This window comes from Flavobacteriaceae bacterium GSB9, from assembly GCA_022749295.1.
Classification (GTDB): Bacteria; Bacteroidota; Bacteroidia; order Flavobacteriales; family Flavobacteriaceae; genus Flavisericum.
Window position 1 is genome coordinate 3313299 of sequence record CP062007.1, and the last position, 24202, is coordinate 3337500.

The 24202-nt window shown below is 37.2% G+C and carries 23 protein-coding genes, 2 tRNA genes and 2 rRNA genes (1 of these 27 running past the window's edge); 17 read left to right on the forward strand and 10 right to left on the reverse strand.

The features are described from left to right. Positions 1 to 85 precede the first annotated feature (85 nt). The gene (locus GSB9_02959) at positions 86 to 607 is read left to right on the forward strand and encodes a shikimate kinase (GenBank protein UKM66375.1); all 522 of its coding nucleotides are present in this window, start codon (positions 86 to 88) and stop codon (positions 605 to 607) included. Here the strand turns inward: GSB9_02959 and GSB9_02960 are convergent. Then, a complete protein-coding gene (locus tag GSB9_02960) occupies positions 599 to 1102 on the reverse strand; it encodes a phosphoribosyltransferase (GenBank protein UKM66376.1) in 504 nt (167 codons plus the stop codon). The two genes, GSB9_02959 and GSB9_02960, sit on opposite strands and share 9 nt — an antisense overlap. A 29-nt stretch (positions 1103 to 1131) precedes the next feature. Next, positions 1132 to 1503, reverse strand: coding sequence for an RNA-binding S4 domain-containing protein (locus GSB9_02961; GenBank protein UKM66377.1), 372 nt, complete (start codon positions 1501 to 1503; stop codon positions 1132 to 1134). Positions 1504 to 1666: 163 nt separating this feature from the next. Between GSB9_02961 and GSB9_02962 the strand changes: the two genes are divergently transcribed. Further along, positions 1667 to 2728 carry a hypothetical protein gene (locus GSB9_02962; GenBank protein UKM66378.1) on the forward strand — a complete coding sequence of 354 codons (1062 nt, stop codon included), beginning with the start codon at positions 1667 to 1669 and terminating at the stop codon, positions 2726 to 2728. Between the two features lie 50 nt (positions 2729 to 2778). Here GSB9_02962 and GSB9_02963 read toward each other — a convergent pair whose 3' ends face one another. Then, positions 2779 to 3372: a PorT family protein gene (locus tag GSB9_02963; GenBank protein UKM66379.1), complete on the reverse strand. Its 594-nt coding sequence runs from the start codon at positions 3370 to 3372 to the stop codon at positions 2779 to 2781. A 123-nt stretch (positions 3373 to 3495) separates the two neighbouring features. Here GSB9_02963 and tgt point away from each other — a divergent pair, with 123 nt between their 5' ends. From tgt to GSB9_02972, 8 genes are all read left to right on the forward strand, one after another. Next, on the forward strand, positions 3496 to 4626 hold the full coding sequence (tgt, locus tag GSB9_02964; GenBank protein UKM66380.1) for a tRNA guanosine(34) transglycosylase Tgt: 1131 nt from the start codon (positions 3496 to 3498) through the stop codon (positions 4624 to 4626). A 4-nt stretch (positions 4627 to 4630) separates the two neighbouring features. Continuing rightward, entirely contained in the window at positions 4631 to 5707 is a 1077-nt protein-coding gene (locus tag GSB9_02965) for an LptF/LptG family permease (GenBank protein ID UKM66381.1), read from the forward strand. After that, the gene (locus GSB9_02966; GenBank protein ID UKM66382.1) at positions 5694 to 6590 is read left to right on the forward strand and encodes a DMT family transporter; all 897 of its coding nucleotides are present in this window, start codon (positions 5694 to 5696) and stop codon (positions 6588 to 6590) included. Before GSB9_02965 ends, GSB9_02966 begins: the two co-directional genes overlap by 14 nt. A gap of 79 nt (positions 6591 to 6669) precedes the next feature. Then, on the forward strand, positions 6670 to 7623 hold the full coding sequence (locus GSB9_02967) for an acetyl-CoA carboxylase carboxyltransferase subunit alpha (protein UKM66383.1): 954 nt from the start codon (positions 6670 to 6672) through the stop codon (positions 7621 to 7623). Between the two features lie 169 nt (positions 7624 to 7792). Continuing rightward, the gene (dnaB, locus tag GSB9_02968; GenBank protein ID UKM66384.1) at positions 7793 to 9328 is read left to right on the forward strand and encodes a replicative DNA helicase; all 1536 of its coding nucleotides are present in this window, start codon (positions 7793 to 7795) and stop codon (positions 9326 to 9328) included. A gap of 12 nt (positions 9329 to 9340) precedes the next feature. Then, the gene (locus GSB9_02969) at positions 9341 to 9724 is read left to right on the forward strand and encodes a hypothetical protein (protein UKM66385.1); all 384 of its coding nucleotides are present in this window, start codon (positions 9341 to 9343) and stop codon (positions 9722 to 9724) included. 60 nt (positions 9725 to 9784) lie between these two features. Then, complete coding sequence (locus tag GSB9_02970) at positions 9785 to 11044, forward strand: asparagine synthetase B (protein UKM66386.2); 1260 nt, start codon at positions 9785 to 9787, stop codon at positions 11042 to 11044. Between the two features lie 682 nt (positions 11045 to 11726). Beyond that, a complete protein-coding gene (locus GSB9_02972) occupies positions 11727 to 12149 on the forward strand; it encodes a secondary thiamine-phosphate synthase enzyme YjbQ (GenBank protein ID UKM66388.1) in 423 nt (140 codons plus the stop codon). A 47-nt stretch (positions 12150 to 12196) separates the two neighbouring features. Here GSB9_02972 and GSB9_02973 read toward each other — a convergent pair whose 3' ends face one another. Beyond that, positions 12197 to 13288 carry a hypothetical protein gene (locus GSB9_02973; protein UKM66389.1) on the reverse strand — a complete coding sequence of 364 codons (1092 nt, stop codon included), beginning with the start codon at positions 13286 to 13288 and terminating at the stop codon, positions 12197 to 12199. A 267-nt stretch (positions 13289 to 13555) separates the two neighbouring features. On the opposite strand from GSB9_02973, the gene GSB9_02974 reads away from it, so the two are divergent. Further along, positions 13556 to 14677: an ATP-grasp domain-containing protein gene (locus GSB9_02974; protein UKM66390.1), complete on the forward strand. Its 1122-nt coding sequence runs from the start codon at positions 13556 to 13558 to the stop codon at positions 14675 to 14677. Here GSB9_02974 and GSB9_02975 read toward each other — a convergent pair. From GSB9_02975 to thrS, 5 genes are all read right to left on the reverse strand, one after another. Next, positions 14674 to 15978, reverse strand: a complete 1305-nt coding sequence (locus GSB9_02975) for a CoF synthetase (protein UKM66391.1) — start codon at positions 15976 to 15978, stop codon at positions 14674 to 14676. The genes GSB9_02974 and GSB9_02975 overlap by 4 nt on opposite strands. Before the next feature lie 121 nt (positions 15979 to 16099). Continuing rightward, positions 16100 to 16444, reverse strand: a complete 345-nt coding sequence (rplT, locus tag GSB9_02976; GenBank protein ID UKM66392.1) for a 50S ribosomal protein L20 — start codon at positions 16442 to 16444, stop codon at positions 16100 to 16102. A 98-nt stretch (positions 16445 to 16542) separates the two neighbouring features. Continuing rightward, a complete protein-coding gene (gene rpmI / locus GSB9_02977) occupies positions 16543 to 16740 on the reverse strand; it encodes a 50S ribosomal protein L35 (GenBank protein ID UKM66393.1) in 198 nt (65 codons plus the stop codon). Between the two features lie 92 nt (positions 16741 to 16832). Continuing rightward, positions 16833 to 17324 (reverse strand): translation initiation factor IF-3, encoded by a 492-nt coding sequence (gene infC, locus GSB9_02978; protein ID UKM66394.2) that lies wholly within the window; start codon positions 17322 to 17324, stop codon positions 16833 to 16835. A 98-nt stretch (positions 17325 to 17422) separates the two neighbouring features. Continuing rightward, a complete protein-coding gene (thrS, locus tag GSB9_02979; protein ID UKM66395.1) occupies positions 17423 to 19357 on the reverse strand; it encodes a threonine--tRNA ligase in 1935 nt (644 codons plus the stop codon). A gap of 151 nt (positions 19358 to 19508) precedes the next feature. Between thrS and GSB9_02980 the strand changes: the two genes are divergently transcribed. Then, positions 19509 to 20060 (forward strand): hypothetical protein, encoded by a 552-nt coding sequence (locus GSB9_02980; protein ID UKM66396.1) that lies wholly within the window; start codon positions 19509 to 19511, stop codon positions 20058 to 20060. Positions 20061 to 20267: 207 nt separating this feature from the next. Here GSB9_02980 and GSB9_03365 read toward each other — a convergent pair whose 3' ends face one another. Then, positions 20268 to 20507: a hypothetical protein gene (locus GSB9_03365; protein UOR30053.1), complete on the reverse strand. Its 240-nt coding sequence runs from the start codon at positions 20505 to 20507 to the stop codon at positions 20268 to 20270. Between the two features lie 87 nt (positions 20508 to 20594). Here GSB9_03365 and GSB9_03370 point away from each other — a divergent pair, with 87 nt between their 5' ends. The 5 genes from GSB9_03370 to GSB9_02984 form a co-directional block, all read left to right on the forward strand. After that, the gene (locus GSB9_03370; GenBank protein UOR30054.1) at positions 20595 to 20822 is read left to right on the forward strand and encodes a hypothetical protein; all 228 of its coding nucleotides are present in this window, start codon (positions 20595 to 20597) and stop codon (positions 20820 to 20822) included. 231 nt (positions 20823 to 21053) lie between these two features. Continuing rightward, positions 21054 to 22579, forward strand: a 16S ribosomal RNA gene (locus GSB9_02981). An 89-nt stretch (positions 22580 to 22668) separates the two neighbouring features. After that, positions 22669 to 22742 (forward strand) — tRNA-Ile (locus tag GSB9_02982). 75 nt (positions 22743 to 22817) lie between these two features. Further along, positions 22818 to 22891: transfer RNA gene (locus GSB9_02983), tRNA-Ala, on the forward strand. A 161-nt stretch (positions 22892 to 23052) separates the two neighbouring features. Beyond that, positions 23053 to 24202 (forward strand): 23S ribosomal RNA (locus tag GSB9_02984) (it continues 1672 nt past the right edge of the window). Together the 16S and 23S rRNA genes with 2 tRNA genes alongside form the textbook arrangement of a ribosomal RNA operon.

Below are 24202 nucleotides of genomic sequence, written 5' to 3' on the forward strand. Positions count from 1 at the left end.
ATTAAACAAGCCTTTTTTAGAATAAATTTTTGTTTTTTTGTCCTGCAAATAGATATGTTTTTAATAATCAATATTTAACAAAAAAATGACCATTGTATTAATTGGATATATGGCTTCGGGAAAGTCGTCAATTGGAAAAAAATTAGCCGATAAATTAAATTATAAATTTATTGATCTGGATGATTATATAGAAGAAAAGGAGGGTATGTCCGTTAGTAAGATATTTAAAAAAAAGGGTGAAGTATATTTTAGAAAACAAGAAGCCCATTATTTAAAGAAGTTGCTCAAAAAAAATAAAGATTCGGTTTTAGCTGTTGGTGGTGGTACGCCTTGCTACACTGGAAATATGGAGCTTATACTTGGTTCAGAGCATGTTACTAGTATATATTTAACGGCTACGTTGCCCACATTAGCCAACAAGTTAATGGGAAAAAAGGCAAAGCGCCCGTTAATTGCCCATATTGAAACTTTGGATGAAATGACCGAATTTATTGGTAAACATTTATTTGAAAGATTGCCGTTTTACGGCCAAGCTGAAGTTCACGTAAGCATAGATGGTAAAACCAAAGACGAGGTTATGGATGATGTGTTGGATAAATTATTCTAAAACCGCTTCAAAAGTCTTTCCTTCCATAACAATTTGAACATGCTCGTGCAAAGATGTTGATAACGAAATACCCTTAAAATCGGCTTTTATAGGGTATTTTTTATGATTCCGATTAACTAATACGGCCGTTTTAAATTGTTTTAATGGTACGTTTAAAAAATGTTTTACACCGTAAATTAGTGTGGTGCCAGAATTTAAAACGTCGTCAACGAGAACAATTGATTTGTTAGTGTAATCTTTTGGAGGTATTGAGGTGGTAATGGTTTCCCAAGGATTTTTTTTGTCCATTTGTACCTTACAAAGCAAAACGTCAATATCAGATATCTTCTGTAGTGCAGATTTCAGTTTTTTTGCAAAAATATAACCGTTTTTGTCTATACCGGCCAATACAATTTCCTTTTCATTAACATTACTTTCGTATATCTGAAAAGCAATACGACGTATTTTGTTTTTTATTTCGGTGTGGTTTAAAATCACGTTATTGTTAACCGCCATGAGATTCTGTAAAAAATTAAAGTATAAAATTACTCATTTTCGTTAGTATAATTGTCAATGTCGCGCCTATCTTTTTTTGTTGGTCTTCCGGTGCCCTTTTTTCTGTAATAGTCTTTCGAATATTTTAATAGCTCACTGGCCTCAAATTGCTCTTTTGGAGTGGTGTCAACACGATAGATATCAACCAATTTAGCACCCACCCGGCTTTGTGGAATATCGTTTACCTTAAGTTGGTAGTTTATTTGGTCTTTCCTCAATTCAATATGGTCTTGAGGGTAAACCTCCCTGCTGGGTTTGGCAACATCGCCATTTACCTTTACATGCCCCTTTTTACATGCCGTTGTAGCAATACTCCTTGTTTTGTAATATCTAATACACCATAAATACTTGTCTACACGCATACAATTATTAATAAAACTACGTTAATGTTTTTGCGCAAGATGTCATTAAAATTGTATCTTGCAGCCTCAAAAATAAGGAATATTAAAGACTCTTTTATTTTGAAATTGATTCTAAAATTATAGAATTGATATTTTGAGACTTTTCAGAAAAAAAATGTTTGTAATGAATATAAAGAAAATAAGTGCAATTCTTATATGTACGGTTTTAGGGTTTGCATCTTGTAAAAAGGATGACGATGGTGTAGAAATACCTGTAATTGAAATTAGAGACCGTGCTGAGCAGCAAGAAGCCGATATGGATTCTATTGATAAGTATTTAGATGATCATTATATCAATTTGGGAGAATTGGAAGATATAGGCTTGGATGCTGGAATAGAAAATATTGTAATTGTCGAACTAGGGACAAACGAAGATGTGCCAGAAGGCTTTGTGTCTTTAAAAGAAGCTGTTGGGGTAGCTAAAACAACAAGATATGCCGATGTTGATTATGAATACTTTGAATTGGAAATAAGAAAAGGTGGAGGTGATAAATCTCCTAGTTTTGCCGATACTGTTCAGGTTTTATATGAAGGGGCCTTAGTTCGAGATGGTTCTGTTTTCGATTCAAAACTTGTACCAGATAGCAATCCCTTGGATTTAACGGGTTTGATTCCCGGCTGGTCTCGATCAATCCCAAAATTTAATACTGCCGAAAGTTATCAGCTAAACAATGACGGTACTGTAAATTATTATAATACCGGTTTAGGAGTTATGATTTTACCTTCTGGTTTGGCTTATTTTTCTGGGTCAAATACAGGTATTCCTTCTTACTCACCTCTAGTTTTTAAATTTGAATTAATAAACGTTGACCAAAATGATCATGATAGTGATGGCATTCCTTCATATTTAGAAGACGTCAATGGTAATGAAGAACTTATAACTTCAGAAGGCTTGGCTGATGACGATACCGATGAAGATGGAATACCTGATTATTCAGACACAGACGACGATGGCGATGGTATCCCAACTCGCGATGAATTGAAAACTATAATCTATACTATAGATACGGACCAAGGCGAGGAAGAACCGAGTTTCGAAGGTAGTGAAATAGAATTTGTTCAAAGCCGTTCTGAGGTTAATGGCGTTATAACCATAATAACAGCAAAAATTATAGACTCCAACAACGACGGTATAGGTGATTATTTAGACGACACCATATTTGAAAGGCACAGTAACAATCGATAACAAAAAAGCCTGCTGATCAGCAGGCTTTTTTGTTATGTGATTTACTTATTTTAAAGTAATAGTGATAAACTCAAAATGAGTTGATCTGGACGAGTGTCCAGTCTGTCGTAAGTATTCATGTTGCTGTTTATAAAAGTAGCTTCGTTATCACTAAAGCCACGTTCGTAGCGTAGGTCGACACCAAGCTTTTTGAAATTCAACCCGATACCAAAATTTAGGCCAACAGAAAAATCTTCTTTTACATCATTAATATTTATACCAGCAAATTCAGAATCCAATATATACTGAAATGATGGGCCTCCAAACACACTCAGCGGACCTAAAATTTTAGCACCCACTAACACAGGGGCATCCAGTTTCTGCATTTCAAAAGTATCACTATCGTAATCACTTTTAGTACTGGTGTAAACAAGCTCTGGTCTTAGGTAAAGGGTTTTGCCAATTTTTCCAAAAATGCCCAGATGATACCCCACATTACGGTCGGGATGTTTCGAGTTGCTGCTAATAGATTCAAAATAATCGCCATTGGCATTATAGTTTAAGCCACCTTTAAAACCAATGCCCTCTGCAGTTTGGGCAAGAATTGCGGTTGGGATCATTAAAACTATTGCCAGTAGAAAGAATGCATTTTTTGAATTTCTCATAATGTTCGTTTTTTTAGATTTTGATATGTTTATCAAAAACGCTGCCAAATCTATATTATTTTCTTTTCAATACAATACTTATCATTTTTCAGTTATTTATCTTTGCGCCGAATAGATTATGATATGAAGTTTGAATTAAACGGAACAGATGCCCGAAGTAAGGCAAGAGCTGGAAAAATCACTACCGATCATGGTGTGATAGAAACACCTATTTTCATGCCTGTTGGTACGGTAGCTTCGGTGAAAGGCGTGCACCAACGCGAGTTGAAAAATGATATTAATCCCGATATTATATTAGGAAATACCTATCATTTATATCTGCGCCCCCAAACCCCAATATTGGAAAAAGCGGGTGGGCTACATAAATTCATGAATTGGGACCGCAATATTTTAACCGATTCGGGCGGGTATCAGGTTTATTCACTTTCGGCTAACCGAAAAATTAAGGAAGAAGGCGTAAAATTTAAATCGCACATAGACGGTAGCTACCATACTTTTACACCCGAGAACGTTATGGAAATTCAGCGTACCATCGGAGCCGATATCATTATGGCTTTTGATGAATGCACACCCTATCCATGCGATTACAATTATGCTAAGCGTTCTATGCACATGACTCACCGTTGGTTGGATAGGTGCATTAATCATCTTGAAAAAACACCCTTAAAATATGGTTATAACCAAGCTTTTTTCCCTATAGTTCAAGGGAGTACATATAAAGATTTACGCAAACAATCAGCCGAATATATTGCAAATGCAGGTGCTTTTGGAAATGCTATAGGTGGTTTGTCGGTTGGTGAGCCTGCCGAGGAAATGTATGCAATGACCGATGTGGTATGCTCCATTTTACCAGAAGAAAAGCCCAGGTATTTAATGGGCGTGGGCACGCCAATCAATATTTTAGAAAATATAGCGTTAGGTGTAGACATGTTTGATTGTGTGATGCCAACCCGAAACGCAAGAAACGGGATGCTGTTTACGGCAAACGGAACCATAAACATAAAAAATTTAAAGTGGGCCGAAGATTTTTCACCCGTAGACGAAATGGGAATTACTTTTGTAGATACCGATTACTCTAAAGCCTATTTACGCCATTTATTTACGGTGAACGAAAGATTAGGGGCTCAAATAGCAACCATCCATAATTTAGGTTTTTATTTGTGGTTGGTTCGTGAAGCCAGAAAACATATATTAGCGGGAGATTTTAAACTGTGGAAAGACAAAATGGTAAAACAAATGGACAAGCGTTTGTAAATACATGAAAATACTTGATTGGTACATATTAAAACGCTATTTACTAACATTTACCATGTTATTGTTGTTGTTTATTCCGATAATGATAACGGTTCATCTTGCCGAAAAAATTGGTAAAATATTAGAAAATGAAGTGCCTATAGGCGAAGTGCTCGTTTATTTTTTAGACTTTACGGTGTATTTTACCTTTCTGCTCTTTCCTCTATTTCTGTTTATTTCTGTTATTTGGTTTACATCAAAACTGGCCAATAATACCGAGGTTATTGCATTTTTAAGTTCTGGGGTGTCTTTTACACGTTTCTTACGGCCTTACTTAATAGGAGCAGGAATCGTGGCTTTGTTTTCTATTCTTTTGGGTATGGTTTTGGCACCAAAGGCTAGCGAAGGGTTTAATGATTTTACCTATAAATATTTGAAAAAGGGTAAAAGTGCTGTAGATAATACCGATGTTTACAGGCAGATTAATGATAAAGAAATTATTTATGTAAGCCGTTTTAATATTAAAAACAATACAGGCAGTGATTTTACTTTAGAGCATTTTGAAGGCAATGAGTTGAAATATAAAATTTCGGCAAGTAGTATCAAATACATCGAAGAAGACACTTTGTATAGGTTGGTCAATTACGTTAAAAGGGATATTGGTGAAAATGAAGATAAACTTGAAATAATACGTCGTAAAGACACCCTTTTTGATTTTGATGTGGACGACTTGATTCCTGTTATTTATGCCGCAGAAACCAAAATGTATGGCGAACTAAAACAATTTATAGAAAAGGAAGAAGCCCGCGGGTCTTCAAATGTAGGGCGTTTTAAATTGGTATTGTACCGGAAATGGAGTTTGCCGGTTTCAGTATTTATTTTAACCATTATTGCTGTGGCGGTATCTTCAATTAAGCGAAGAGGCGGTATGGGGGTGAACTTAGCGGTTGGTATCTGTATTGCCATGGTTTTTGTGTTCTTCGATAAGATTTTTGGTGTCATGGCCGAGCAATCCGATTTTTCTCCAGTGGTGGCCGTCTGGTTTCCAAATGTTCTTTTTGGTATATTAGCTGTTTACTTGCTATATAATGCCAAGCGCTAAAATAAAAAGTTATTTACATCTTCATTTTTTGGTTTTTATAGCCGGCTTTACAGCTATTTTGGGCGAGTTGATTTCGTTATCTGCAATTGATTTGGTATGGTACAGGATGATTATGGCAGCTGCTTTAATGTTTGGTTTTATACGGCTAACCAAAGTAAAGTTGAAAATAGATTTAAAAGCTTTGGTGAAGTTTTCAATAGCTGGCGTTATAATAGCTTTACATTGGATTACGTTTTTTGGAGCTATAGACGTTTCAAATGTTTCCATAACATTGGCTATGTTTTCAACGGGTGCTTTTTTTGCGTCAATCATTGAGCCCGTTATTTATAAACGCGGCATCATTTGGTATGAAATTTTGTTCGGCATCTTAGTGGTTATAGGAGTTTTTATAATAACCCAAAGCGAAATAAAATATTGGTTAGGCATTGTTTTAGGGGTTTTTTCGGCATTTTTATCATCATTATTTGCTGTGCTAAATGGTAGTTTTTTAAAGCGCCATTCGGCTACGGTCATTTCCTTTTATGAGTTTTTAAGTGGGGTAGTGTTTATTTCTGCGTATTTGTTTTGCTGTGGCGACGGGTTTTCAATAGCTTTTTTTGATATCAGTCAAACCGATTTTTTATACCTTTTTATTTTAGCATCTGTTTGTACTGCATATGCTTTTATTGCTTCGGTTTACGTTATGAAGGAAATAAGTCCGTATACCGTGGTGCTTACATATAACTTGGAACCATTGTATGGCATATTTATGGCGGTCTTTTTATTCCCCGAAAAAGAAAAAATGAGTTTGCAATTTTATCTCGGTGCATCGATAATACTGAGCGTGGTATTGCTAAATGCCTTTTTAAAATCCAATAGACGGATAAAAAGGAAGCATTCTTAATAAGTTATATGAGGGTAAACAGAATTAAAGTTTTTATATTTGTACACGAACTAAATTTAATAGCCAAAATAAAATTCTTATGGAATATTTAGAATTTGAACTACCTATAAAGGATCTCGAAGAGCAATTGCAAAAGTGTAAGCTAATTGGAGAAGAGAGTGATGTTGATGTTACCGAAACCTGCAAAAAGATTGAAATAAAGTTAGCCGATACCCAAAAAGATATATACAAAAATTTATCACCATGGCAGCGCGTGCAATTGTCGCGCCACCCCGATAGACCGTATACCTTAGATTATATTCGCGCTATTTGTGGCGATTCTTTTTTAGAATTGCATGGCGACAGAAGCTTTAAAGATGACAAAGCCATGATTGGTGGTTTGGGTAAAATTGGCGACCAAAGTTTTATGTTTATTGGCCAACAAAAAGGATACAATACAAAAACGAGACAGTATAGAAATTTTGGAATGGCCAACCCAGAAGGGTATAGAAAAGCATTGCGTTTAATGAAATCGGCCGAAAAATTTGGAATTCCAGTGGTTACACTTCTCGACACACCTGGTGCATATCCTGGTTTAGAAGCTGAAGAACGTGGTCAAGGTGAAGCCATTGCGAGAAATATTTTAGAAATGACCCGACTTAAAGTACCGGTAATTACTATTGTAATAGGCGAAGGTGCTTCTGGTGGAGCCTTGGGCATAGGAGTAGGAGATAGAGTGTTGATGTTAGAAAATACTTGGTATTCAGTTATATCTCCAGAATCTTGTTCTTCGATTCTTTGGCATAGTTGGGAGTATAAAGAACAAGCGGCTGAAGCGCTAAAGCTTACAGCTGCCGACATGAAAAAGCTAAAACTTGTTGATGCCATTATAAAAGAACCTCTTGGAGGCGCACATAGAGATCGAGAAAAAACTTTTAAATCTGTTAGTAGTGCGATTGTAAAAAATTACGAGGATTTAAAAAAGTTATCACCAAAAGACCTTGTAGATCAGCGTATGTCAAAATATGCCGAAATGGGCGTATTTAAGGGATAATATCACACAATAAAACATTAAGATAAAAATCCGAAGTTTGTAGCTTCGGTTTTTTTGTGATTATTAACAATAATTTTAAGTTGTTAACAGTTAAAATGTTAACTGTTTGTGGACAATCAAAATACAAAGAAATCAAAAAAACAGTTTCTTTTTAATTACTTTCGTAGTCATGAAACAACCAAACCAACTTCAAGGATATAAAGTCGATAAAAGTACCCTAATTAGTCTTGAGAAAGGAAAAATACCACCGCAAGCAGTTGATTTAGAAGAAGTTGTGTTGGGTGCAATGATGATTGATAAAAAAGGGGTAGATGAGGTTATCGATATTTTGAGTCCAGACGCCTTTTATAAAGATTCCCATCAGCATATATTCGAGGCTGTATTTCAATTATTTGAAAATAGTGAACCGGTCGACTTATTAACCGTTTCTAGTCAGTTAAAGAAAAATGGAAAACTCGAACTCATCGGGGGCGATTTTTACCTCATTTCTTTAACCCAAAAAGTGTCCTCATCGGCTCATATTGAGTTTCATGCGCGTATTATTCTTCAAAAATTCATTCAACGTAGTTTGATAAAAATTTCAAATGAAATAATAGAAGATTCTTACGACGAAACGAAAGATGTTTTTGATCTTTTAGATAAAGCAGAGGCCAAACTTTACGAAGTAACCCAAGGAAATATAAAAAAATCGAGCGAAACGGCTCAAGAATTGGTTATTCAAGCCAAAAAGAAGATTGAGGAAATCTCAAATAAAGAAGGACTTAGTGGCATTCCAACGGGGTTTACCAAATTAGATAAACTAACCTCGGGTTGGCAGCCTTCAGATTTAATTATTGTGGCGGCACGTCCGGGTATGGGTAAAACCGCATTAACGTTATCGATGGCACGAAACATTGCTGTTGATCAAAATATTCCGGTCGCTTTTTTCTCGTTAGAGATGGCCTCGGTTCAGTTGATTACGCGTTTAATTTCAAGTGAAACAGGGCTGTCTTCAGAAAAGTTAAGAACAGGAAAATTAGAAAAGCATGAATGGGAGCAGCTTAACGTAAAAGTAAAGGATCTTGAAAAGGCACCGCTTTTTATTGATGATACACCATCGCTTTCCATTTTCGATTTAAGAGCAAAAGCTAGACGTTTATCGTCGCAGCACGGTATTAAGTTGATCATGATTGATTATCTGCAATTAATGACGGGAGGAAGTGCCCATGCCGGTAACCGTGAACAGGAAATTTCAATGATTTCCAGAAACTTAAAGGCTTTAGCAAAGGAACTTAACGTGCCAGTAATTGCACTTTCGCAGTTATCGCGTGCCGTTGAAACCCGTGGAGGAAGTAAGCGCCCGTTATTGTCAGATTTACGTGAATCGGGAGCGATTGAGCAAGATGCCGATATTGTGAGTTTTATTTACCGCCCAGAATATTATAAAATTGATGAGTGGGATGACGAAGAACGCTCTCCAACAGAGGGTCAAGCAGAATTTATAATCGCCAAGCACCGTAATGGTGGATTGGAAAATATCCGATTGAAATTCTTAGGACATTTAGGTAAGTTTGATAATCTTGACGATTTCGATTCGCCATTCGAATTCCATTCTAAAATGAATGAAGGTGGAGACGATAATTTCGCATCAGATAACTTTAAGGCTAGCCCTGACCAAGCTTTTGGTAGTTCGTTTAATGACGATGAGAATGACGTGCCGTTTTAACCTTCAAACATTATGAATAAAGAAATTAGGGCTCTTAAAAACGGGTTAATTTTGATAATTTTCTTTTTAATGTGCTCTTGCGGAAGTTCAAAAAGAGCAATAGCAAATCAAGATGAAAGCCATTCAAATGCCAAAGCGTACTACGAAAAAAGTTCTGGTTTGTCAAAAAAAGAAGCTGTAATTATTCATGCAAGTAGTAGTATGGAAGGTATTCCGCTGGAATATAAGTTTGTTGAAGCAAAAGAAGGTAAGCGAGGCTTGCACTGGCATTTAGTTCAACAGTCATTGGAGCACGACAAAGAAAAAAGTTATGATATACTGCGTATTAGGCTAACTAAAAACAATGAAGAGAAAACATATTATTTTGATATAACAGATTTTTTCGGAAAGTTTTAGTTCGCTATTATTTACTTCAAGACTTTCATTCCATTCTAAAATTTGATTACCTTTCAGTCTATGAAAAAGACATTGATAATCATTCTGTTTTTATTTATTTCCATTAAATCTTATGGTTCGTACATTCTTATTCCTATGGATGCTGAAGGTCAAAAAAACCATTTGAAAGCTTACGGAATAACGTATTGGACTTTAAGTAAACAATTAAAAGTAAAATGGCTTTTAAATTATAAAGGCGGTTCTTTTTTGCTTCCTGATACTGCAGATATTCAGAGAGAATGCCAAATTAGAGGTGTGTCTTTTGAAGTGATTTCCAATAGTAAAGCCGAGGGGATTTTAGAAGAAATTAGCAGCCCTAGTCAAAATATGGAAGCTGTGGTATTGGAAAAAGCACCCAAAATAGCCGTTTACACCCCAAGTGGAAAATTACCTTGGGACGATGCGGTAACCATGGTATTGCAATATGCCGAGATACCTTATGAAACGGTTTACGACGAAGAGGTTTTAAATGATGGGTTGCTAGCTTTCGATTGGCTGCATTTGCACCACGAAGATTTTACCGGTCAATATGGTAAGTTTTACGCGCAATATCGTGCAGCATCATGGTATATTGAAGAAAAGAAAGAAGCCGAAGCTTTAGCGCAAAAACTGGGTTACAATAAAGTATCTCAGGCTAAATTGGCGGTTGCATTAAAAATAAGGGACTATGTAGTTGGGGGTGGGTTTATGTTTGCCATGTGCAGTGCTACCGACAGTTTCGATATTGCACTTTCTGCCGAAGGTGTTGATATTTGTGAACCAATGTTTGATGGAGATGGGAGCGACCCTGGTTATCAAAACAAAATCGATTATAGAAAAACCTTTGCTTTTACAGATTTCCTTTTAGAGAGGAGCCCAAACGTATATGAGTTTTCATCTATCGACATGACCAGAAAACGTATGGTGCCAAAAACAGCCGACTATTTCTCACTTATGGAGTTTTCAGCAAAATGGGACCCTGTGCCAACCATGCTTTGTCAAAATCACACCGCTTTGGTTAAGGGCTTTATGGGGCAAACTACATCGTTCACTAGAGATGAAATAAAATCGAATGTGTTGGTCATGGGAGAAACAAAAAGTAATGGAGAGGCTAAATATGTTCATGGTATTAAAGGAAAAGGCTTTTTTACGTTTTACGGCGGTCATGATCCAGAAGATTATCAACACAGGGTAGGTGATGCCAAAACCGAACTTGATTTGCACCCCACATCTCCAGGCTACAGGTTAATATTAAATAATGTGTTGTTTCCGGCTGCAAAAAAGAAAAAGCAGAAAACTTAACCCATTTAAATATGTTATTAGCATTTTCAATCAGTTTGATAGGTTTACTGTTTTTGATAACCAATACGGTTTTGTTTATTATAAATAAACAGGTGCGAAAAACGGTATCTGGTGTATTTGTCTTTTATTTAGTCACCCTGAGCGTTATTGAAATATTTTGCCATATCGTTGGATTTTTAAAACCTAACTCTAATTTTTTCTTATCGCACTTCTATTTTATTTTTCAATTTGTGTTTGTTAGCTACTTGTATTTTACTTTGTTTAAAGCAGCAAGAATAAAAAAGGCAATACTCATTTTAGTTTTTTGCGAGTTTGGTTTACTTTCATATTCATATATAAATGAGCCATCACTATTTTGGGAATTTAATGCGTTAGAAATTGTCTCAACATCTTTCCTTTTAGTCGTTTTTGCGTTGTATTTTATCTATACAAATTTAGATAGGGTTCATCACTATTTTAGTTTTTCATTGGGGTTAATAATGTATTTGCTCTGCAGTTTTTACATTTTTCTGTCGGGAAATACCGAGCTTGTTTTTTCAACAGACCCATACATAGATATTTGGATGCTAAACTCAATATTTTATATTTTATTTCAATTCATGATTTTTAGGGAATACATCCACTTTTCAAAAAGAAGAAGGATTTTAAATCATTCATAATAGTATTTAAAAAGAGGAAGTCAATGAAAATTTTTCAAAAAGAAATACAAATAAAGGCATTATCGAGAGGGTTTCATTTAATTACCGATGAAGTTTTAAGTCAAATCCCTGAAATAAGGGAAATCAAAATAGGCCAATTACAGGTTTTTATAAAACATACTTCGGCAAGTTTGACCATTAATGAAAATGCCGATTATACTGTAAGATTGGATTTTGAAAGTCATTTTAATAAAATGGTGCCTGAAAACGCCCCTTATTACAAACATACCTACGAAGGCGCAGACGATATGCCGGCACATATTAAAAGTTCTTTACTTGGGGCTTCGGTGCAAATACCAATTACCAATGGAAGGTTAAATTTAGGCACTTGGCAAGGTGTTTATTTGTGCGAACATAGAGATTTTGGTGGCAGCAGAAAATTAGTGGTTACTGTTTTTGGTGCATAAAAAAACCGATTCTTAAAGAATCGGTTTTTTTATAATATTTAGAAATGTTAATCTAATAATTCATATTGGAAATAGGTCGCCCAGTTATTACCTGGGAAATCACATCCGGCTGCCCAAGCAGTTTCTTCGCATTCATCACAAGGTACCGGTATTGTAATAAAAATAGATTGTTTATTATCATTAGGTACTATAACGATAACTAAGTTTTCACCACATTCAGGAACAAAATCGTTGTTCTCCATAGCCATAGCAACTAGCATATCTACTCTGTCATCATTGAAAGATCCTGTGTATTCACAAACTGTGCATACACTATCATCAACTAATTTCCATATGGCTATTTGGATATCTCCAAAGGTATAATTGCCTAATTCGGGTGTGGCTTCTGTTCCAATAAAACCTTGATTCATCAACCAGTTAAGAGCACCAAAGTTTTCAGGTTTTTCAAATTTTCCATCTGGAAGAGACCCATAGGAAGAGTAAACATCTCCAGTGAAACAATCTAAATTGTTAAGCGTAGCATCTTGATCTAAACACCAAGCTTCATAACTTCCTGTCAAAGAGTTTTCTGGAGCAATTTCTATATCAAAGTAGCTATCTGGTTCCCCTTTGGTAGTTACACAAACGCCCACTTGGCTTGGTAAAGTTATCTCATATGATTCATTGTCAACATCAGATATACAATTTACAACAGCATGCGCTGCTATGTAGCTTCCAGAATCAACTTCAATAGGATATGTGTAAGATTGAACACAATCGTGAGACATTTGGTATTCAAAATTACCAATTTTAGGGTTGCCTCCACTATTTATTGGAAAATCACTTTGACTATCAACTACGGATAAATGGGTTTCGCTAATACACCACCCTGGCTCTGTAATTTCAAAAGTAACGCCGTCTTCACTAACTGTTACTTGCCCCACTAACATATTTTGTCCCGCATATAAATTTACAGGATCGCTAGTGGCATCATCACAAGATTCAAAGTCAAAATTTTTCTCTGGTTTTACAGAACTACTATTAATAGATGTGCTGAGATTGTTTTCGGCATCCAAAGGTTCTGTTTGACATCCATAAAGACCAGCCAATAGAAGCAGACCAAATATGAATACATACTTTTTAAAAATGTGGTTTTTCATAATAAATAAGTTAATAGTTAATAATTTTAGTGCTGCTATTAATCAATGACTTTTTTTGAAAAATTAAATATTTTTCTATCGGAAAATTCATTCCCCAATTTAAAGATTATTATATCTGGCTTAAAACTTTTTAGTTAAAGCACGCCTATAATCGATGATATGCCAGTATTTCATAATTCTATTGTTTCGAGGTAATCAACACAGTATATTTTAAGGCGTTCGTTTCATTTAAAAGTATATTTTTGTTTTTTGCTAAAAAATTATTGAATGGCATTTTCTGTTTTAATACCTGATGGTGAGAGTCACTTACTGATATATGTAATCAATAGTTTGTCTCAAATTAAAGAACTTAAAGTTTATGTTATGTCGACCAATAGGCATATCCCGCTTAAGTACTCAAGATCTGTACATAAGTTGTCATATTATCCACTGGAGGAAAATGAAGAAAATTGGATTAAAAGCATTAATACTGAATCCAGTAAGTATAATGTTGACCTTATTATGCCCATATACGAAAAAGGTATTGAAATTTTGATAAGGCATAGAGATAAAATATCAAACAATAACAAACTAGTTTTATTGCCAGATATCGAGGATTTCATCAAGGCCAAAGACAAGTGGCTTTTAATGCGACATTTGGAAGAAAATAGCATAGCTCACCCTAAAAGTTTTTTATTAGAAAAATTGGATAAGCAAACATTAAATTTTCCATTTATCGTAAAGCCTACCCGGGGAATAGGAGGAGGAAAGAATATAAGCTTAATTAAAGATGCCTTTAAGCTTGAGTCTTTTTGTACTGCTAGTAAACTACTTGGAGGAGAATACATAGCTCAAGAATATGTTAACGGGTATGATATAGGATGCAGTGTGTTGTGCAAATCAGGAGTTATTTTGGCTTATACAATTCAAAAAGCATCGTTAAAGGCTGATAACCCTTTTGCTCCTTTTTTGGGTTTTGATTTCGTTTATGAAGAAAAGCTATATCTATTAATATCTGACTTAATGAAATCTCTTAATTGGTCTGGGGTTGCTCACGTGGATACTAGGTATGATATTGACGAGAAAACCTTTAAAATATTAGAGATTAACACAAGGTTTTGGGGCTCTTTAGATGCTTCTTTGCTTGCAGGTGTTAATTTTCCTTATTTGTATTGTTTGGCTAGTTTGAATCAAAGTTTCCCAATGCCAGAGTATAAGACAATAAATTGTTTGAATTTGAAAGGGATTGTAAAAAGTTTAAAGAGTGATGTTAAGTTTGCTTTTAGGTGGAAGTTTATTTTGAACAATACGTCTCTTAAATTTGCATTAAATGACCCCGCTCCCATGGTATATAAATATATAGTTAGAACCAAAAACATTATGAACAATAGACTAAAGAAACTTTTCTAGTCTGTTTTTATGTAATTGTTAACGACCTTTCTTCTTTTTCCTGATGCCAATGTGGGGATTTCGTCAACATAAATGACATTGATGATTGCATCATCTCCAAAATCAATTTTTATATCACGAATGAGTTTGTTTTCTTCAAAAAAAGGTGTTTTTGTGTTCAGTTTTACTGTGTATTGGTTTTTAGCATTTTGAATAAATTGAAACTGTTTAAAATGTTTCCCATATTTATAAAAAATAGTATTTATGAGGTGAGGAGATATTAAGTTGCCTTCAGTATCATAAAGAATGTCCATTTTTCTTCCTTCAATAGTCTTTAGTTTGAGCAAGCCACTCGAGGTGCTTTTTTCTTCAAAAGCTCCAATATCTCCAGTATCATATCGAATAATGGGCATGCAGTAGTTGAATAAATCGGTTATAATAATACGACCTAGTTCGCCTTGGTCAGCAGGTTCGTCAGACCCAATTTTTAGTATTTCTACATGGTAACTAGCCCAATTTACTTCGAAAGTCTCGTCTTCATTAAACCTGTTCTGTTGTGCTAAAACGCCCATTTCTTCGTTTGAATATCTAGAGACTACTTTAGAATCAAAATAACGTTCTAATTTTTTTTTTAAATCTTCATCTAAAAATTCCGAAACCGATATTATAGAGGTTATTCGGCATGTTTTCGGTTTGTAATAATTTATTTCATCCAAGTAATTACACATTTCTTCAAAAGCTGAAGGCAAACCAACAATATTTTGTGGTTTGGTTGTTCTTTCAAGTTTATTGATGAGCTTTTGGATTTCAATTCTATTAAAACGAGTGATGTCTACATAGTGTAGGTTTTTTATAAACGACTTTAATAAGTTGTTGCCTAGGTGTCTCCAAGATTCTAGGTAATATAATTTGTGCCCAACGGTATAACCCGCTTTTTTTGAAAAATATATTAAATCGGCCGTTTTTCTTTGCTTTTTAATCTTGCCTTGATAGAGGCGAAAAGGGACACCTGTTGATCCGCTTGTTGAAACTGTAAATTTAGGTTTGTTTAAATACGATTTTGAGGTAAAGCAATCAAAATTGTTTCGTATTATATTTTTATCAATAATGGGAAATTCATGAAAGCTTTTAAAGTTACCATAGCCTTTATAAAAGGGTGTTGTTGCTATGGCGTGTTTCACTAATCCGTTAAGGTGTTTGTCTCTTATTTGTTGAGATGTATTTTCATTTTCTTGTATTTCAGTAATATCATTTAAATGATTCTTTATTTGACCTCTATTTATAAAATCAGTTAACCAAAATATGTTTTTCCTAATATTCACTGGTGTTTGAATTACGTAAAATTACTTTTTAAAAGTAATGAATTTTTGAAAAAAAAATCCGACTCTTTCGAATCGGATTTTTCATTAAGCGAATAATATGTTTTACAATAGGCGGAACGCCTTATTTTACTTTCTCTACTACAGCTTTAAAAGCCTCTGGGTTATTCATAGCTAAATCGGCTAAAACCTTACGGTTTAATTCAACACCATTAGCTTTTAATTTACCCATGAATTGAGAATAAGATAAACCATGTTCTCTGGCACCGGCGTTAATACGCGTAATCCACAAAGCACGGAATGTTCTTTTTTTGTTTCTACGGTCTCTGTACGAGTATTGCATCGCTTTATCAACCGCATTTTTAGCTACTGTCCAAACGTTTTTACGACGTCCAAAGTAACCTTTAGCTTGTTTTATTACCTTTTTTCTTCTGGCTCTTTTAGCTACAGAATTTACTGATCTTGGCATAATTTTAAATGTTTTTTGTAGTAGGCGGCCTATAAATTGACACTTTTATTGAGCCTAACTCCAGGGTTTATAATTTGTTTTAACCGATTAAAAACGTGTTACTTTAAACGCAACATGGTTTTAATATTATCTTCGTCAGCCTTGTGCACTAATGTGTCATGGGTTAACGCAAGCTTACGCTTCTTTGATTTCTTTGTTAAGATATGACTCTTAAAAGCGTGCTTTCTTTTAATCTTACCAGTACCCGTTAACTTAAAACGTTTTTTGGCACTAGATTTTGTTTTCATTTTAGGCATTTTCTTTTCCTAGTTTTTAATTATTTCGCTTAATTATTGTCATGCTGAACATAAGTTCAGCTTTTTTTGTAACTCGAATGTTTGAATTATCATTATTTTTTATGAGGTGCAATAAACATAGTCATACGTTTACCCTCCAAACGAGGCATTTGCTCTACTTTTCCATATTCCTCAAGATCTTGCGCTAATCTTAAAAGTAGAATTTGGCCTTGCTCTTTAAATACAATTGATCGTCCTTTAAAGAATACGAATGCCTTTAATTTGGCACCATCTTTTAAGAACTTTTCTGCATGCTTCTTTTTAAATTCATAATCATGGTCATCGGTTTGGGGACCAAAACGAATTTCCTTGATTGTAACTTTACTGGCTTTAGCTTTTAAAGCTTTTTCCCGTTTCTTTTGTTCGTAAAGAAACTTTTTATAATCCATAACCTTACAAACAGGAGGGTCGGCATTTGGAGAAATCTCTACTAAATCCAATTCCAACTCATTGGCTATCCGCATGGCATCACCTTTGGTGTATATACCAACTTCTACATTGTCTCCAACGAGACGCAGCTTTTGAGCTGTAATTTTAGAGTTAATCTTGTGCTTATCCTCTTGTTTTACCCTTCTGGGCTTTTGTCTTCTTCTAATTGCTATGGCGTTATGGTTTTAAATTAAACTTTATTTTTATGTTTTCATTAAAACGATTTCAACGTCGTTTTAATATCGTTTTTAATTATTTCGGTAAATTCCTCTACAGAAATCATTCCTAAATCTGCTCCACCGTGCTGACGCACAGTAATTTTGTTTTCTTTCTCTTCTTGCTCGCCTATGATGAGCATATATGGGTGCTTTTGCATTTCGGCTTCCCGAATTTTCTTCCCAATGGTCTCATTTCTATGGTCTACAAGGGCGCGAATTTCGTTATTTTCTAGCAAATTTAAAACTTTTTGTGAGTATTTTTCAAATTTCTCACTAATAGATAGTATAATAACTTGCGTTGGCATAAGCCAAAGAGGGAAATTACCTCCTGTGTGTTCTAATAGTAAGGCCACAAAACGTTCCATACTACCAAACGGTGCACGATGAATCATTACTGGTCTGTGCGATTCGTTATCGCTACCTTTATACGTTAAATCAAAACGTTCGGGTAAGTTGTAATCTACTTGAATAGTGCCTAATTGCCAACGTCTACCCAAGGCGTCTTTTACCATAAAATCTAGCTTCGGACCATAAAAAGCTGCTTCGCCGGTTTCAATAACATAATCCAAGCCTTTGTCTTTGGCAGCGTTGATAATAGCTTGCTCGGCTTTTTCCCAATTGGAAACATCACCAATATATTTGTCGGGATTTTCAAGATCCCTTACAGATACTTGTGCTGTAAAGTTCTCAAAGCCAAGTGAACCAAACACATAAAGTACCAAGTCGATTACATTTTTAAACTCTTCGTCAAGTTGCTCTGGCATGCAAAATAAATGTGCATCGTCTTGTGTAAATCCTCGTACACGTGTTAAGCCGTGTAATTCACCACTTTGTTCATATCTGTAAACGGTTCCAAATTCGGCATAACGTTTTGGTAAATCTTTGTAGCTCCATTGTGCACTTTTATAGATTTCGCAATGGTGCGGGCAGTTCATGGGTTTTAACAAAAACTCTTCATCTTCCTTTGGGGTGTGGATGGGCTGAAAGCTGTCTTCGCCATATTTGGCGTAGTGACCCGAAGTCACATAAAGTTCTTTTTGACCGATATGAGGGGTAACCACCATTTCGTAACCAGCCTTCTTTTGTGCGGCCTTTAAGAAATTTTCCAAGCGTTCGCGCAGAGCAGCGCCTTTAGGTAGCCATAGCGGCAAACCTTGTCCTACCTTTTGTGAAAAGGTAAAAAGCTCAAGTTCCTTGCCCAGTTTTCTGTGGTCGCGTTTTTTGGCCTCTTCTAGCATGGTTAAATACTCGGTAAGTTCTTTTTGTTTAGGGAACGAAATACCGTAAACGCGAGTTAGTTGCGGTTTGTTTTCATCACCTCGCCAGTATGCGCCAGCAACACTTAAAATTTTAACTGCTTTTATAATGCCTGTGTTTGGGATGTGCCCTCCGCGGCATAAATCGGTAAAAGTAGAGTGGTCGCAAAAGGTGATAGTGCCGTCTTCTAAGTTTTCGATTAATTCGGTTTTAAACGGATTCTCACTGTAAAGTTCCAAAGCCTCGGCTTTAGTTGCCGAGCGCATTTTAAAGTCGTGCTTCCCTCTGGCAATTTCAAGCATCTTGTTTTCAATAGATTTAAAGTCCTTTTCAGAAACTGTGTGTTCGCCAAAATCTACATCATAATAAAACCCATTTTCAATAGCTGGGCCTATTGTTAGTTTGGCGCCTGGATATAATTCTTCTATAGCCTGGGCCAATACGTGCGCACTACTATGCCAAAACGCCGTTTTGCCTTCGTCGTCTCTCCAGGTGTATAAAACCAGTTTACCATCGGTGGTCAATGGAGTTACCGTTTCTACAGTTGTGCCGTTGAAACTTGCAGAAATAACATTTCTGGCAAGCCCTTCACTAATGCTCTTTGCAACATCCATTGGTGTAACGCCTTCATCAAACGTTTTTACGCTCCCATCGGGTAAAGTAATATGTATCATAAATCTAATTGAAATTCGGCTGCAAAGATAATAGGATATTAAAACACATACAATATTATATATGTATATTTATGGAGACGTATTAAGGAACGAGGTATAACAGAAAAAATATTAGTTTTAGTGGTTTAACTGAAAAACTACGTGAAGTACTATGAATAGAAACTTGATTTTATTGTTATTGATTGTAGTTTTAAAAATCAATGCCCAATCAGAAAGTGTTTTAAATTGGAACGAGAACCAAAAATTAAAGGTTTTGGACTTTCAAGCGAAACCAGATGTTGTCTCCAAAGGCCAAGCACAAACAACTTATAAAATTGAAATCTATCCTCAAAATGTTATGGTTGATGAAAAAGATAGAATAAAAGACTATGAAAAGTTAACTGTTTTTGCTCAGTTTTATAAAAAGGAATCGTGGTTTAAAAAAGTTACAGATGAAATAAAACTATTGAGTCATGAACAGTTACATTTTGATATAGCCGAATTGTTTGCTAGAAAAATTAGGCAAAGATTTAATGAATTAAAAGCTGTTAAAGAATCAAGGTTTAATGTTTATTTGTCGGAATATAAAAAAATATGGATAGCGTGTAGGAGGTTCCAGAGGTTGTATGATGAAGAAACCACTCATGGTTTTAATAGAGGAGCTAATGGTTTGTGGAAAGCCAAGGTTGACAAAATGATGAAACAACTAGAACGATTTAAATAGAGTGCTTTTGTTTAAGCTTAAATTTATTCAGTAAAAGTAGAGTTGGGTGTTTATACATATGGATAAGATTTTTTCTCTATAGGTATTTTTGTGACTCGGTAGCCTCGTTAAGTTTCCATTCATATTACGACTTAATTTTGTCCTAAATTCTAAAAGATACATATAGTAATAGCTTTTAGAGTATAGTATGGAACTTCTTTCTGTAGGTCAATATTGGTTTTTTATGGCGTTGCCTGGGGCCGTGCCTTGCGCTGTACCTTTTTGCCGTGCCTCCAAAAGGGGCCCTCTCCAATCCCAGGCGCGAGGTTCTGGGGTGGAATTCAGCTCTCGAGCCATTACGGTCGGTATAGTCCAGGTACATGTGTGCATTGAAAAGGGAAGGAACGGAACGGAACGACGGTTCTGTTCTGTTAAGCTGCACAAAAAACTTTCCGTTCCAACTTTCAACAAAAGAGCGTGTTAGGGTCGTGTTTCGAAAAAAACCAAAAAAAAGTCCCCAAAAAGTTTGTTTGGGAATAAAAAAGGGTGGTATATTTGCAGCCGCTAAAAACGGTACGGCCGTTTGCGGCGGGAGTTCATGGAGAGGTTGTTCGGGATGTGTTTTTGGGGCCTGGAAAAGGTTCCGAAAAAAAAGTCAAAAAAACATTTGGCGGAAAGAAAAAAGGCTGTACATTTGCAGCCGCTAAAAACGGCAGCGCCGTTTGCGGCGAGAGTTCACCGACAGTTTTTGGCACGGTTTTTATCGAAAGAAAAAAAACTTAAAAAAAATCCAGATAACCGTTGTGGGATTAAAAAAAGGGTTTTATATTTGCACCCGCTTAACGAGGAAACGAGTTGGGTAAAGAGAAAAGAAGTTCATAGACATATTGAATCGACAGCGTAAGAGGGACATCGGAAACGGTGTTTCTCGACAAAGAGAATAGACCATTTTGAGTGCCAAGAAAGATTTCTGAGGCCGTTAAGAACACAAGTCATACAAGACTTAAAAATTTAACGATGAAGAGTTTGATCCTGGCTCAGGATGAACGCTAGCGGCAGGCCTAACACATGCAAGTCGAGGGGTAACATGGAAAAGCTTGCTTTTTTGATGACGACCGGCGCACGGGTGCGTAACGCGTATAGAATCTGCCTTGTACTGGAGAATAACCAGGAGAAATTCTGACTAATACTCCATAGTATGCAAAGACTTCATGGTCCTTGCATTAAAGATTTATCGGTACAAGATGACTATGCGTCCTATTAGCTAGATGGAGTGGTAACGGCACCCCATGGCGACGATAGGTAGGGGCCCTGAGAGGGGGATCCCCCACACTGGTACTGAGACACGGACCAGACTCCTACGGGAGGCAGCAGTGAGGAATATTGGACAATGGGGGCAACCCTGATCCAGCCATGCCGCGTGCAGGAAGACTGCCCTATGGGTTGTAAACTGCTTTTATACGGGAAGAAACACCGCTACGTGTAGCGGCCTGACGGTACCGTAAGAATAAGGATCGGCTAACTCCGTGCCAGCAGCCGCGGTAATACGGAGGATCCAAGCGTTATCCGGAATCATTGGGTTTAAAGGGTCCGTAGGTGGATGATTAAGTCAGAGGTGAAAGTCTGCGGCTCAACCGTAGAATTGCCTTTGATACTGGTTATCTTGAATGATTGTGAAGTGGTTAGAATATGTAGTGTAGCGGTGAAATGCATAGATATTACATAGAATACCAATTGCGAAGGCAGATCACTAACAATGTATTGACACTGATGGACGAAAGCGTGGGTAGCGAACGGGATTAGATACCCCGGTAGTCCACGCCGTAAACGATGGATACTAGCTGTTCGGACTTCGGTCTGAGTGGCTAAGCGAAAGTGATAAGTATCCCACCTGGGGAGTACGTTCGCAAGAATGAAACTCAAAGGAATTGACGGGGGCCCGCACAAGCGGTGGAGCATGTGGTTTAATTCGATGATACGCGAGGAACCTTACCAGGGCTTAAATGTAAGTTGCATGATCTAGAGATAGGTCTTTCTTCGGACTACTTACAAGGTGCTGCATGGTTGTCGTCAGCTCGTGCCGTGAGGTGTCAGGTTAAGTCCTATAACGAGCGCAACCCCTGTTGTTAGTTGCCAGCATGTAAAGATGGGAACTCTAGCAAGACTGCCGGTGCAAACCGTGAGGAAGGTGGGGATGACGTCAAATCATCACGGCCCTTACGTCCTGGGCTACACACGTGCTACAATGGTAGGGACAGAGAGCAGCCACGTCGCGAGGCGGAGCGAATCTATAAACCCTATCACAGTTCGGATCGGAGTCTGCAACTCGACTCCGTGAAGCTGGAATCGCTAGTAATCGCATATCAGCCATGATGCGGTGAATACGTTCCCGGGCCTTGTACACACCGCCCGTCAAGCCATGGAAGCTGGGAGTGCCTGAAGTCCGTCACCGCAAGGAGCGGCCTAGGGTAAAATCGGTAACTAGGGCTAAGTCGTAACAAGGTAGCCGTACCGGAAGGTGCGGCTGGAACACCTCCTTTCTAGAGAAAGACGACCAAAGGTATCAAGACTGTTGCAAGAGATAGTCTGTTCTCAAAGCTGTTGATTTATAATTACAATAATTAAGTAGAGTCTCATAGCTCAGCTGGTTAGAGCGCTACACTGATAATGTAGAGGTCGGCAGTTCGAGTCTGCCTGAGACTACTAATTAAAGGAAATTCTAGAAGCAAGGGGATTCAACATTCGTAATTCTGAATTCATAATTCTGAATTCCACAATGGGGGATTAGCTCAGCTGGCTAGAGCGCCTGCCTTGCACGCAGGAGGTCATCGGTTCGACTCCGATATTCTCCACGGTTCCGCAGTGCGGAAAGAAGTTCATTGACATATTGAAAAAAAGATACATGAAATTTTAGGATCGGATTTATCCGGTTCTATAAGCAATAATTAATTTAAGGATTTCTGTACCACGCGAGCGGTACAGACTTCCGAACTCATTAAAAAAGCAAAAAGTACAATAAGCTAAACAAGGGCGTATGGGGAATGCCTAGGCTCTCAGAGGCGAAGAAGGACGTGATAAGCTGCGAAAAGCCACGGGGATCGGCACATACGATTTGATCCGTGGATATCCGAATGGGGCAACCCAGCATGTTGAAGACATGTTATCCTATAAGGAGGCGAACCCGGGGAACTGAAACATCTAAGTACCCGGAGGAAGAGAAAACAAAAGTGATTCCGCTAGTAGTGGCGAGCGAACGCGGATTAGCCCAAACCGGTGCTGTTACGGCAGTGCCGGGGTTGTAGGACTGCAATGTTCGAGTTGCGATGAATTAGAACTGTTTGGAAAGACAGGCCATAGAGGGTGATAGTCCCGTATAGGTAAAGAGCAATGCGATAGCAGTATCCTGAGTAGTGCGGGGCACGTGAAACCCTGTATGAATCTGTGGGGACCATCCCATAAGGCTAAATACTCCTGAGAGACCGATAGTGAACCAGTACCGTGAGGGAAAGGTGAAAAGAACCCTGAATAAGGGAGTGAAATAGAACCTGAAACCATACGCTTACAAGCGGTCGGAGCCCGTAAGGGTGACGGCGTGCCTTTTGCATAATGAGCCTACGAGTTACCGTTGCTGGCAAGGTTAAGGCATTAAGTGCCGGATCCGTAGCGAAAGCGAGTCTGAACAGGGCGCCATAGTCAGTAGTGGTAGACGCGAAACCGTGTGATCTACCCATGGGCAGGTTGAAGCTGTAGTAACATACAGTGGAGGACCGAACCGGTTGACGTTGAAAAGTCTTCGGATGACCTGTGGGTAGGGGTGAAAGGCCAATCAAACTCGGAAATAGCTCGTACTCCCCGAAATGCATTTAGGTGCAGCGTCGATTTATAGTTTTATAGAGGTAGAGCTACTGATTGGATGCGGGGGCTTCACCGCCTACCAATTCCAGACAAACTCCGAATGCTATAAAATGTTCATCGGCAGTGAGGGCATGGGTGCTAAGGTCCATGTCCGAGAGGGAAAGAACCCAGACCATCAGCTAAGGTCCCCAAATGTATGCTAAGTTGAAAAAACGCGGTTGGACTGCTTTGACAGCTAGGATGTTGGCTTGGAAGCAGCCATTCATTTAAAGAGTGCGTAACAGCTCACTAGTCGAGCGGTCCGGCAT

Coding starts and splice junctions, on each gene's coding strand:
- GSB9_02959 (UKM66375.1), top strand. CDS start 86: ATGACCATTGTATTAATTGGATATATGGCTTCGGGAAAGTCGTCAATT.
- GSB9_02960 (UKM66376.1), bottom strand. CDS start 1,102: ATGGCGGTTAACAATAACGTGATTTTAAACCACACCGAAATAAAAAAC.
- GSB9_02961 (UKM66377.1), bottom strand. CDS start 1,503: ATGCGTGTAGACAAGTATTTATGGTGTATTAGATATTACAAAACAAGG.
- GSB9_02962 (UKM66378.1), top strand. CDS start 1,667: ATGAATATAAAGAAAATAAGTGCAATTCTTATATGTACGGTTTTAGGG.
- GSB9_02963 (UKM66379.1), bottom strand. CDS start 3,372: ATGAGAAATTCAAAAAATGCATTCTTTCTACTGGCAATAGTTTTAATG.
- tgt (UKM66380.1), top strand. CDS start 3,496: ATGAAGTTTGAATTAAACGGAACAGATGCCCGAAGTAAGGCAAGAGCT.
- GSB9_02965 (UKM66381.1), top strand. CDS start 4,631: ATGAAAATACTTGATTGGTACATATTAAAACGCTATTTACTAACATTT.
- GSB9_02966 (UKM66382.1), top strand. CDS start 5,694: ATGCCAAGCGCTAAAATAAAAAGTTATTTACATCTTCATTTTTTGGTT.
- GSB9_02967 (UKM66383.1), top strand. CDS start 6,670: ATGGAATATTTAGAATTTGAACTACCTATAAAGGATCTCGAAGAGCAA.
- dnaB (UKM66384.1), top strand. CDS start 7,793: ATGAAACAACCAAACCAACTTCAAGGATATAAAGTCGATAAAAGTACC.
- GSB9_02969 (UKM66385.1), top strand. CDS start 9,341: ATGAATAAAGAAATTAGGGCTCTTAAAAACGGGTTAATTTTGATAATT.
- GSB9_02970 (UKM66386.2), top strand. CDS start 9,785: ATGAAAAAGACATTGATAATCATTCTGTTTTTATTTATTTCCATTAAA.
- GSB9_02972 (UKM66388.1), top strand. CDS start 11,727: ATGAAAATTTTTCAAAAAGAAATACAAATAAAGGCATTATCGAGAGGG.
- GSB9_02973 (UKM66389.1), bottom strand. CDS start 13,288: ATGAAAAACCACATTTTTAAAAAGTATGTATTCATATTTGGTCTGCTT.
- GSB9_02974 (UKM66390.1), top strand. CDS start 13,556: ATGGCATTTTCTGTTTTAATACCTGATGGTGAGAGTCACTTACTGATA.
- rplT (UKM66392.1), bottom strand. CDS start 16,444: ATGCCAAGATCAGTAAATTCTGTAGCTAAAAGAGCCAGAAGAAAAAAG.
- rpmI (UKM66393.1), bottom strand. CDS start 16,740: ATGCCTAAAATGAAAACAAAATCTAGTGCCAAAAAACGTTTTAAGTTA.
- thrS (UKM66395.1), bottom strand. CDS start 19,357: ATGATACATATTACTTTACCCGATGGGAGCGTAAAAACGTTTGATGAA.
- GSB9_02980 (UKM66396.1), top strand. CDS start 19,509: ATGAATAGAAACTTGATTTTATTGTTATTGATTGTAGTTTTAAAAATC.